The sequence below is a fragment of the Aeribacillus sp. SP014 genome, from assembly GCF_054055575.1.
In genome coordinates, this window is the sequence record NZ_JBSRXI010000001.1 from 3,073,933 (window position 1) to 3,085,801 (window position 11,869).

The window sequence follows — 11,869 nt, forward strand, 5'->3', positions numbered from 1 at the left end:
TTTGTGTATAAAAGCATGGCCATGCTTAACAGGGAAGAAAAAGGAATCCCTTTTCTATTTTACCTGTTAGCTGCGCTTTTCGATAGGGATAAATACTTGTTTTTCTGGTCCTGTATATTCCGCACGAGGACGAATCAATCGATTGTTTTCATATTGCTCTAAAATATGGGCTAACCATCCAGATGTGCGGCTTATTGCAAAAATCGGCGTAAATAAATCATGATCAATACCTAAGCAATGGTATACAGACGCTGAATAAAAATCAACATTCGGCGGTAAAGATTTTTCAGATGTTACGATTTCCTCAATTTTAGTTGACATTTCATACCATTTCGTTTCACCGGTGATTTCTGTTAGTCTGCGGGACATTTCTTTTAAATGTTTGGCACGAGGATCCCCTTTGCGATAAACTCGATGACCAAATCCCATAATTTTTTCTTTGTTTGCTAATTTTTCGCGAATGTAAGATTCTACATTTTCAGGTTCACCAATTTCTGTTAACATTCGCATAACGCGTTCGTTCGCACCGCCATGCAACGGTCCTTTCAATGCTCCAATTGCCGCAGTAATTCCGGAATAAATGTCCGAAAGCGTTGCCACGCATACTCTTGCAGTAAATGTCGAAGCATTCAATTCATGGTCTGCATGAAGGACGAGCGCTTTGTTGAAGGCTTCAATGGAAGTTTGATCAGGTTCTTCACCTTTTAACATATATAAGAAATTAGCGGCAAAGCCTAAATCTGTTCTCGGTTGAACAGGCTCCAATCCTTTGCGGATGCGGGCAAAAGCAGCGACAATTGTAGAAATTTTCGCCTGCAATCGAATTGCTTTTCGATAATTTGCCTCATCAGACATGTTGTCCGCTTCTTCGTCATACAATCCAAGCAAAGATACAGCTGTTCTCAAAGCTGCCATCGGATGTACTTTATCAATCGGATAAGTTTTAAAATGTTCTAATATTTCATTCGGTATCGACGCATTCTCAGCAAGCTGCTTTCTTAATTCCTCTAATTGCTCCTTATTCGGAAGCTTTCGATGCCAAAGCAGGTAAACAACTTCTTCAAAGCTTGCGTTTTGAGCTAAATCGTCAATATTGTAACCAACATATGTCAATGTATCATCAATAATAGAACTTATTGATGAAGTTGTGGCTACCACGCCCTCTAGTCCACGCGTTGCTGTCATGGCTATCTCCCCTTTACATAAAAATTTTCAACTGCAATTCAAATAGAAATAAACAAAATTCATAAAACTTTCATTTTTTCACAAAAAGAAAATGCTTTCATTTCTTTTGTGAAATATTTTTTATCAGTGAAATGATCACCAAACATATGAATTAAAAAATACACCTCTATTATAAACAATTATCAGACTTTTGTGAATCAGATAAATAAGATATTTTTTACGGAATTCTTTTTTTTAATAAAAAAATCTTATAGAATTGAATAAGAATTACTTATTTCAGCATAATAAATCTTTTATTGAATTATGGCCGAATAATATGGATCGTATGTTTATCAATCCATTTTTTTATGAATTGAATAAGAAAAGGCTTTACCCAATTTCTTGTGATTGGAAATAAAAGAAACAAACCGACGATATCCGAAATAAATCCCGGCGTCAATAGCATGATTCCTCCGACTAAAATAGCAATTGCATCCAAAATGGCATTGCTTGGAATGCGCCCATATTGAATTTCCTTTTGAAGATTTCGCACAGCCTGAATTCCTTGTTTTTTCGCCAAATAAGCCCCAACAAAGCCTGTTAAGATAATCAATAGCACAGTCGGAAGCACCCCGATCGTCTTTCCAGATAAAAGCAAAACCCCTATTTCACAAGCCGGTGCAACAATAAAAAAAATCAATAATGTTCGCATATGCTATCTCCTCCATATATAAAATACCCGTTCCCTACTCTTTACTATACAAAAGAGAGATGTAAAATACTCGTTTCTTAATCTTTACTATACAAAAAAAGAGAAGGAACTGAAATCCTTCTCCTTTCAAGCAAAATTATAGAACGCTCGCATGTCCTTTATATATCATCCCTTGTATTGCATCCACAGTGACTTCCATACCATCCTTCAAAATTTCTGTTGCATTTTCTACCCCGACAATGACTGGAATGCCAAGGCTCAAACCGACTACGGCCGCATGGCACGTTAAGCCGCCTTCTTCCGTAACAAGTGCAGCTGCTTTTTCAATCGCTTCCATCATGTCTATGTCGGTCCCATTCGTAACGAGAATTGAACCTTTCACCATTTTCTCAACAGCTTCTTTACTATTCTTTGCAACGATAACCTTTCCAAATGCCGATGCTCGTCCAATCCCTTGACCTTTTCCTAAAACATCGCCAACAACATGGACTTTCATCAGATTTGTGGAACCTGTTTCTCCTACAGGTACTCCGGCTGTAATAATCACTCGATCTCCATGTGTAATAATTCCAGTGTTTATAGATTCACGCACAGCTATGTCAAGCATTTCATCTGTTGTTGTAGCAATTTGTCCTATTGTTGGATGCACACCCCATACAAGGGCAAGCTTACGGCATACTTTACTGCTGGATGTTACTGCAATAATCGGCGCTTTTGGCCGATATTTCGAAATCATTTTGGCCGTATAGCCGCTGACTGTTGGCGTGATAATGGCCGAAACGTCCAAATTTATCGCCGTATAAGCTACTGATTGTCCAATTGCATTTGTGATCGTTGAATCAGCAACTTTCGTATGTTTCGTTAAGGCTTGGCGATAATCTAAAGCTTGTTCAACGCGGGAAGCAATTTTATGCATCGTCTCCACTGCTTCTACCGGATATAAACCGGCAGCTGTCTCGCCTGAAAGCATAATTGCATCGGTTCCATCAAAAATAGCGTTTGCTACATCGCTGGCTTCCGCCCGGGTAGGTCTTGGGTTTCGCTGCATCGAATCAAGCATTTGAGTAGCAGTAATAACAGGTTTTCCTAATTGATTGCATTTGCGAATCAGTTCCTTTTGGACAAGCGGAACATCTTCAGCGGGAATTTCTACTCCTAAATCTCCTCGAGCAACCATTAGCCCGTCGGAAACTTCCAAAATTTGATCAATATTGTCAACGCCTTCTTGATTTTCTATTTTCGGGATAATTTGAATGTCGTCAGCTTGGTGTTCCTCCAACAGTTGACGAATTTCCAATACATCGGAAGCGCGGCGAACAAATGATGCAGCGATAAAATCGACTCCCTGCTCAATGCCAAACAAAATATCTTTTGCATCTTTCTCCGTAATTCCAGGAAGATTGACACTAACTCCAGGAACATTGACTCCTTTTTTATTTTTCAAAATTCCGCTGTTTAATACCTTCGTTTCAATTTCCTGTTTTTCTTTATCAATCTTTGTAACTTCTAAACCAATTAATCCGTCATCAAGCAATATTTTAGAACCAACGGAAACATCATTGATTAATCCTTTATATGTAACCGAAATTTTTTCTTTCGTGCCGACAACCTCTTCCATTGAAATAAGAAGGCGGGATCCTGCTTCTAATTGTATCTCCCCGTTTTCCATTGTATGCGTTCGAATCTCAGGGCCTTTTGTGTCCAATAATATTGCAACACTTTTGCCCAAGCGCTTCGCTGCCTCCCGAATGTTTTGAATTCTCGCTTTATGCTCCTCATGATCTCCATGCGAAAAATTGAGCCGAGCCACATTCATGCCGGCCTTAATTAGTTTTTCCAACATTTCGATGCTCTCGCTTGCAGGACCTATTGTACAAACAATTTTCGTTTTTCGCATAAATTGGCATACCTCCTAAACATTATGAAAACGATCCCATGTTCATACTTTATATAGAAAGTTCTTTTGAAAGCTTGTACATTGACTTATCAACCGTATGAGGCTGATCCAAAATTTCTAAAATGTCATGATCCACAAGCTGATTATTTTGGATGCCTACACATCGTCCGCCTTTACCATTAAGAAGCAGTTCCACCGCATAAGCGCCTAGTCTGCTTGCCAATACTCTATCAAATGCGGTAGGCGATCCGCCGCGTTGAATGTGGCCTAATACAGAAACACGCGTTTCAAAGTTTGTCATCTCTTTGATCTTTTGGCCTATTTCGACGCCGCTTCCCACACCTTCAGCGACAATAATAATACTATGTTTTTTCCCTCTTTCATGGCCTCGTTTTAATCGATCGATGATTTCCTCTATTTTGAAATCTGCTTCCGGAATTAAAATGGTTTCCGCACCTCCGGCAAGCCCGGACCATAAAGCGATGTCACCGGCATCCCGACCCATTACTTCTATTACGTATGTACGCTCATGGGAGGTAGCTGTATCACGAATTTTATCAATTGCTTGTATCACCGTATTAAGTGCTGTATCAAAACCGATCGTATAGTCAGTTCCAGGTATGTCATTGTCGATGGTGCCCGGCACCCCAACGCATGGATATCCATGTTCAGTCAACTTTTTTGCGCCCATGTAGGAGCCGTTTCCGCCAATAACGACAAGACCTTCAATCCCGAATTTCTTCAATTGTTCAATTCCTTTTTTTTGTCCTTCGATTGTTTTAAATTCTTCGCACCGTGCCGTATAGAGCATCGTTCCACCGCGATGAATGATGTCACCTACTGAACCAAGTTCAAGCTTTTGAATTTTTCCCGAAATAAGACCTGAGTAACCATTATAAATTCCATAAACTTCTAATCCATGAAAAATTCCTTTGCGGACAACGGCACGAATTGCAGCGTTCATACCGGGAGAATCGCCGCCGCTCGTTAAAACGCCGATTTTTTTCATAATTTCACCTCTCTTGGACTGCTCAAACAAAGCTTACATAAAATAATGATCATATTATCTGATAATCGCTGAGCATAGTAAGCTTAGAATAGTTAAATTCTTTATTATTATACACAAAAAGAAGCGATGCGAAAGATAAAAATAAAAAAATAACGTGCGGCTCCATCAAGGAGCGCACGTTACTGCGTATTTGTCACTTGTTCGTCAATAACGGCCCCAATACTTTTAAATTTTTCGTACCGATGCCTGATCAGCTCTTCTCCGCTCATATTGGTCAATTCTTTTAATGATCGTTTTAAAGCCTGTTCAATGTGTTTAGCTTGCAATTGGACATCCCTATGTGCCCCGCCTTTTACTTCCGGAATGATATCATCAATAACACCAAGCTCTTTTAAATCTTGGGCAGTGATCTTCATTGTTTCTGCCGCTTTTTTAGCTAAGCCGGCATCCTTCCATAATAGGGCGGCAGCCCCTTCGGGAGAAATAACTGAATAAGTAGAATTTTCCAACATATATATATGATTTCCTACTCCTAATGCTAATGCGCCGCCGCTTCCCCCTTCTCCAATGACAATACATATAATTGGAACAGAAAAACCGGCCATTTCAAACAAATTTCTGGCAATTGCTTCACTTTGTCCCCGCTCTTCTGCAGCTTTTCCTGGGTAAGCTCCTTTTGTATCGATAAACGTAATAATAGGGCGGTTAAACTTGTTCGCCTGTTTCATAAGGCGCAATGCTTTACGGTAACCTTCAGGATGCGGCATACCAAAATTTCTTCGGATATTGTCTTTCGTATCTTTTCCTCTTTGCTGCCCGATTACCGTTACAGGGATCCCATGAAATTTTGCAACGCCTCCTACAATCGCTTCGTCATCACCAAAATATCTGTCTCCGTGGCATTCGAAAAAATTTTCAAATAACAGCTCAATATAATCAAGCGTTGTAGGGCGATTCGGATGGCGTGCGATTTGGACGCGATTCCACGGGGAGAGGTGATCATATATTTCCTTTTCTAAATTTTTTAGTCTTGTTTCCAGCTTTTCAATTTCAGCCGACAAATCTACATCCGCTGTTTTTGTAAATTCCTTTAATTCATGAATTTTTTTCTTTAATTCTATAATCGGCTTTTCAAATTCCAGTTCTCCTACCAATCTACATCCCCCTTTGCTTGGTGTATATCCAAGAGGTTGATTAACGTATCCCGCAGTTGGTGGCGGTGCAATACAGAATCAAGCTGCCCATGCTTCAGCAGAAATTCAGCAGTTTGGAAATCTTCCGGAAGCTCTTCTCTGATCGTTTGTTCTATGATTCTGCGCCCTGCAAAACCGATTAATGCACCAGGCTCGGCAAAATTGTAGTCACCTAAAGAAGCGAAGCTAGCCGATACTCCCCCTGTAGTCGGATGGGTCATAACCGAAATAATGAGTCCGCCTTCATCGCTGAATAATTTTAAAGCAGCGCTAGTTTTCGCCATCTGCATTAAACTGAGGACGCCTTCTTGCATACGAGCACCGCCTGAAGCTGTGAAAATAATAAAGGGGATGTTTTTTTTCTTCGCTTTTTCAATTGCCCTTGTAATTTTTTCTCCAACTACCGAACCCATGCTCCCCATGCGAAAACTCGCATCCATAACGGCAATCACTACTGGAAATCCGCCGATTGTTCCTTCGCCTGTCACGACAGCTTCATTTAGCTTCGTTTTCTCTTTGTCTTTTTCTAGCTTTTCTAAATACCCTTCAAAATTAAGAGGGTTTTCAGAACGCATATCGCTGTCATATTCTAAAAAGCTGCCATGATCTAAAAGGCTGGCAATTCTTTCTCTCGCTCCCATTTGAAAATGGTAGCCGCAGTTGTTGCACACTTTTAAATTTTTTTCAATTTCTTTTGAGTACATAATCTTTTTACATTTTGGACATTTTGTCATAATACCTTCAGGAACATCATATTTTGCATGTCCGGAAGGGATCGATGCATATTTTTTCTTTTTTGAAAAAATGTTTTTTATCAAAATAGAACCTCCCTTTTTGGCTGAATAATGTCTTCATTGCAAGGGATGACACCTTCAATCAATCTTAAATCTTCCGGATCTTCTTCCTATATCTTTTGAGAGGTATTCAAATATTATAAATATATCATATTTTTCTTTCTCCCAACAGCAGAGAAGAGAGGTTTCTCATTCTTTCGCCATTTGTAGCCGCTTTTATTTTCCAATAATAGCAAGCTTTCTTGTTTTTTCCGCAACTTCTTCCGGATCTACTTTTATGCGTGCAACACCTGTTTCCATTGCCGTTTTCGCAACAGCTGCAGCAACACATGGTGCAACCCTTGGATCAAACGGCGCCGGAATAACATAATCAGGACGAAGCTCATCTTCCTTAATAAGAGAAGCAATCGCTTCAGCAGCAGCCATTTTCATCTGTTCATTTATATGTGTTGCTCTTACATCCAATGCTCCACGGAAAATCCCTGGAAATGCTAAAACGTTATTCACCTGGTTAGGGAAATCTGAACGTCCTGTTCCAATGACTTTTGCTCCAGCTTCTTTCGCATCGTCAGGCATAATTTCCGGATCAGGATTGGCCATAGCGAAAATGATCGGATTATCCGCCATTAATTTTACCATTTCTTTTGTTAGGGCTCCTGCGACTGACACACCGATAAAAACATCCGCTCCTTCGATTATATCGGCCAAAGAGCCCTCTAAGCGATCATGATTTGTATATTTAGCCACTTCAGCTTTTATGCTGTTCATTCCGTAAGGGCGTCCATCGAAAATGGCTCCTTTTGAATCGCACAAAATAATGTCACGAACACCATAGCGATATAATAATTTTATAATAGCTATTCCAGCCGCTCCTGCTCCGTTTGCGACAACTTTAATATTTGACATCTCTTTGCCGACCAGCTTCAACGCATTTAATAAACCAGCGACAGTTACAATGGCGGTTCCGTGTTGATCGTCATGGAAAATCGGAATGTTCGTTTCCTTTTTTAAACGCTCTTCAATTTCGAAGCAATTTGGTGCGGCAATATCTTCCAAGTTTATGCCGCCAAAAGTCGGCTCAAGAAGCTTTACTGTCTCAATAATTTTTTCCACATCTGTCGTATCTATACAAATCGGGAATGCATCGACACCTGCAAAGCTTTTAAATAAAACAGCTTTTCCTTCCATGACAGGGAGAGCTGCCTCCGGTCCGATGTTTCCAAGCCCTAAAACGGCTGTTCCATCAGAGACAACCGCCACCATATTCCCCTTCATCGTATACTCATACACTTTGCTTTTATCATCATAAATTGCCTTGCACGGCTCAGCCACTCCAGGAGAGTATGCTAAACTTAAATCTTTTGCATTTCGTACCGGAATTTTTGATTTTGTTTCAAGTTTTCCCTTCTGAACACTATGAATATGTAATGCTTCTTCTCTTAATGACAACCTTTATCACTCCTTAACAACATGGATAATCGTCAAAATGGAAAGACCACTTTTTAGATATTTCTAAAATATTATACATGCAATCCGTTGTAAAGAAAAAGACATGTTTATTCTCTCAAGGCGACATTCCTTTCTCCGAGCAATGCCCGCAATCGATTCAAACATTGTTCAGACGGTTGTACACCAAATGTTTCGGGAAGCTTGACCGCTTTCTTTTTTCGTTCATGGTAAATAAATACAGGTATGCTGCCTGGATAATCCTGCAATACTTTTTTTATTTCGAGAAGCTTTTGTTTCTCTGATGCTTCATCTGCAATTTTTAAAAATAAAGCACGCTGCCGTTTAAATTCCAAGATGTCTTTTACGTCTTGAATTATATATTGAACATGTTCATTTCTAATTTCCGGTTTTCCGGTCAACAAAAATACATTCCCTTTCTTTATTTTTCCGCTGAACTTTGCGTATTCATTAGGAAACAAGACCGCTTCTACATCCCCGCTTTGATCGCTTATATTGAGAAAAGCCATCGCCTGGCCGCTTTTTGTGCGAATTGCCTTTACGTTCGTCACATACGCGCCCACATGAACTTTTTTTTCAATCCATTGCGATAAATCCATTAATCGAACTGCCCCCAGCTGCTTCAAAACCGAATCGTAAGGCTGAATCGGATGGCTTGATAAATAAAATCCTAATGTTTCCTTTTCGAATTTTAATTTTTCTTCAATGGTGAACGGTTCCACTTCCACATACTTTGGTTTAATCGCAGCAAGATCGTCAAGCGGAAAAACGATTTGCTCTTTTTCATCCATTTTGAACAATTCTGCATGCTCGAGCGCAACATCAATACTAGCAAGCAACGTTGCCCGATCTTGCCCAAAATCATCCATCGCACCAGAAAAAATGAGCGCTTCTATTGTTCGACGATTGACTGCCTTTGAAGACATCCTGATACAAAAATCAAACAAATCTTCAAAAGGCTTCTTTTTTCTTTCCTTTGCAATTTCTTTCATGGCGGCAATGCCAACATTTTTAATCGAGGCAAGTCCGAATCGGATAGATCCGTTTTCCACTAAAAAAGAAAAACCGCTTTTATGAATGGACGGCGGCAGGATTGTAATTCCCATTTCTGAAGCTTCTCGAACATATTGCGCTAATTTTTCTTGATTTCCTCCGATGCTCGACATTAACGCAGCCATAAAATATAAAGGATAGTGGGCTTTTAAATAAGCAAGCTGATAGGCAATCATGCTGTAGGCAACAGCGTGGCTGCGGTTAAAACCGTAGTTGGCAAATTTAACAATGAGATCGTATACTTTATTCGCGGTTTTTTCGTCGTATCCTTTTTTTAAACAACCTATAATAAAGCGATTTCTGTTTTCATCCAAAATCGTTTTAATTTTTTTGCCGACGGCTCGTCTCAACAGGTCTGCTTCCCCTAACGAAAAACCGGCCATTTTCGCTGCGATTTCCATTATTTGCTCTTGATACACAATGACTCCGTATGTCTTTTCTAAAATAGGCTGCAAATCTTTATGCAAATATTCTACCGGCATCCGACCGTGCTTCCGTTCGATATAGACAGGAATGTTTTCCATCGGTCCTGGACGATACAAAGCATTAACCGCAACCAAATCTTCCAAATTAGTAGGTTTTAGCTTTTGTAAAACTTTCCTCATTCCTTCTGACTCAAATTGGAACACACCTGTCGTATTTCCTTCCGATAAAAGGGAAAACGTTTTTTCATCATCATAATTTGTAAAGTGAACAGAGAGCTTTGTTCCCTCGTAACGTTCAATTAAACGTTTGATATCTTCTATTAACGTTAAATTTCGCAGACCTAAAAAATCGATTTTCAACAGCCCGATTTCTTCTAAAAAATCCATTGAATATTGTGTTAAATATATATTGTGATGACCATTTTGAATCGGAATGACTTCAGTCAGCGGATAATCGCTTAGCACCACTCCCGCAGCATGCGTCGATACATGGCGTGGCAAGCCTTCCAGCTTTAAAGCCGTTTCAAAAATTTCCTTTCCTTTTTCCATTGAATGAAGGATGTTTCGAAATGCTGCCGATTGTTCAAATGCTTCTCTTAAAGTAATTCCAAGCTTTGAAGGTATGTGCTTTGCGAGCACATCCACCTCTTTATTCGAAGCTCCAAGCGCTTTTGCCACATCTCGAATAGCAGCTTTGGCCGCAAAAGTACCGAAAGTGATGATTTGAGCCACATGCCCTTTTCCGTATTTTCGCGCAACATATTCAATCATTTCATCCCGTCTTGTATCCGGAAAATCAATATCGATATCTGGCATTGAAACACGTTCAGGATTTAAAAAACGCTCAAACAATAGATTATAGCGAATTGGATCTACATTCGTAATATCTAGTACATATGCCACTAAAGAGCCGGCTGCTGAACCGCGGCCTGGACCGGTTACAATACCTTTTTCATGCGCGTATTTCATAAAATCCCAAACGATTAAAAAATAATCGCTAAAATTCATTTTTTTTATAACAGACAGCTCATACGAAAGCCTTTTGACATACTCGTCCGAAGGGGATGTTACTTTTTTTCTTAATCCTTCAAAGCACAGCTGTTCAAGAAAATCATCGCTGCTCAATCCTCCAGAAAAGGGGTATTTGGGCAATTTTGTTTTGCCTAATTCTATTTCAACATGGCATTCGGAGGCGATCCGAACAGTATTCTCAATGGAATCAGGAAAGTTCGCGAAATTGTTTATCATTTCCGCCGGGGATTTTAAATAATATTCGGAAGCAAACGCTGCGTCTTGTTCTTCTACAGTCGTTCCGTCTTTAATCGCCAGCAAACAGCGGTGTGCAAATGCATCATCCTTTTCAACATATAAAACATCGTTCGTTGCGACAATCGGAACTTTGATCGTTTCTCTCAGCTCCGCAATTTTTTCATTTAATTGCTGCTCTTCCGGCAAGCCGTGATTTTGTACGGATATGTAAAAAGAATTGGGATCGAGCATGCTTTGAAAAAACTCCACCGCTTTTCCTGCCTCTGCAATCTGTCCGTTTATAAGCAGCTGCTCAATCAAGCCTTGTCTGCCAGGTGTGATCACAAAAAGATCCCTGCTGTATTGTTTAAAAAAAGAAAGCGGAAGTCCTTTCGGAAACTTTGTTTGCAGCAAACTGCTTAATTTAAGCAAATTGCGGTATCCGCTGTTATTTTTAGCAAGCAAAACAAAAGGATACGGTTCGTTTTTTATGATAACGGTAGCAGTTAAACCGAAAATCGGTTTAATCCCGTGTTCTTTACAAATTTTATAAAAAGAGATCGCTCCATACATGACATGATGGTCTGTCAAGGCTAGAGCTGTTTGACCAGTTTTTTTCGCATAGCGGACAAGCTTGTCCAATCCAGCAGCACTAGCCAGCAAACTATAGGCGCTCTTCACTTGTAGGTGAACAAAAGGCAATGAAGACCCCACCTTTTTTCAATGATTTCTTAAAACAATTATAGTCATTGTTTTCAATGAAAGACAAACTTCATACTTTCATCTTCCCATCCATATACATATAAAGAAAGAGAATAAACCAAGCCTTTTCACTGCTTGCTGAAACCGGCTATTTAGCAAGTTTATTATAATCATATTTCCCCAATGAACGGAAGAAAGGATGGTG

General features: G+C 39.7%; 8 protein-coding genes. All 8 read right to left on the reverse strand.

Features of this window, described 5'->3' with window-relative positions:
• Positions 1-66: 66 nt before the first annotated feature.
• On the reverse strand, positions 67-1,185 hold the full coding sequence (gene citZ, locus ACVIJU_RS15030) for a citrate synthase (RefSeq protein WP_063387400.1): 1,119 nt from the start codon (positions 1,183-1,185) through the stop codon (positions 67-69).
• A gap of 301 nt (positions 1,186-1,486) precedes the next feature.
• Complete coding sequence (locus ACVIJU_RS15035) at positions 1,487-1,876, reverse strand: FxsA family protein (RefSeq protein WP_311066381.1); 390 nt, start codon at positions 1,874-1,876, stop codon at positions 1,487-1,489.
• 136 nt (positions 1,877-2,012) lie between these two features.
• Entirely contained in the window at positions 2,013-3,773 is a 1,761-nt protein-coding gene (gene pyk / locus ACVIJU_RS15040; RefSeq protein WP_311066382.1) for a pyruvate kinase, read from the reverse strand.
• A 49-nt stretch (positions 3,774-3,822) separates the two neighbouring features.
• Complete coding sequence (gene pfkA, locus ACVIJU_RS15045) at positions 3,823-4,782, reverse strand: 6-phosphofructokinase (protein WP_063387397.1); 960 nt, start codon at positions 4,780-4,782, stop codon at positions 3,823-3,825.
• Between the two features lie 179 nt (positions 4,783-4,961).
• Positions 4,962-5,936, reverse strand: a complete 975-nt coding sequence (gene accA, locus ACVIJU_RS15050; protein WP_063387396.1) for an acetyl-CoA carboxylase carboxyl transferase subunit alpha — start codon at positions 5,934-5,936, stop codon at positions 4,962-4,964.
• Positions 5,930-6,793, reverse strand: a complete 864-nt coding sequence (accD, locus tag ACVIJU_RS15055; RefSeq protein WP_066247816.1) for an acetyl-CoA carboxylase, carboxyltransferase subunit beta — start codon at positions 6,791-6,793, stop codon at positions 5,930-5,932. Before accD ends, accA begins: the two co-directional genes overlap by 7 nt.
• Before the next feature lie 192 nt (positions 6,794-6,985).
• Positions 6,986-8,218: an NAD(P)-dependent malic enzyme gene (locus tag ACVIJU_RS15060; protein ID WP_456687719.1), complete on the reverse strand. Its 1,233-nt coding sequence runs from the start codon at positions 8,216-8,218 to the stop codon at positions 6,986-6,988.
• Between the two features lie 107 nt (positions 8,219-8,325).
• Entirely contained in the window at positions 8,326-11,664 is a 3,339-nt protein-coding gene (gene dnaE / locus ACVIJU_RS15065) for a DNA polymerase III subunit alpha (RefSeq protein WP_456687720.1), read from the reverse strand.
• Positions 11,665-11,869 lie beyond the last annotated feature (205 nt).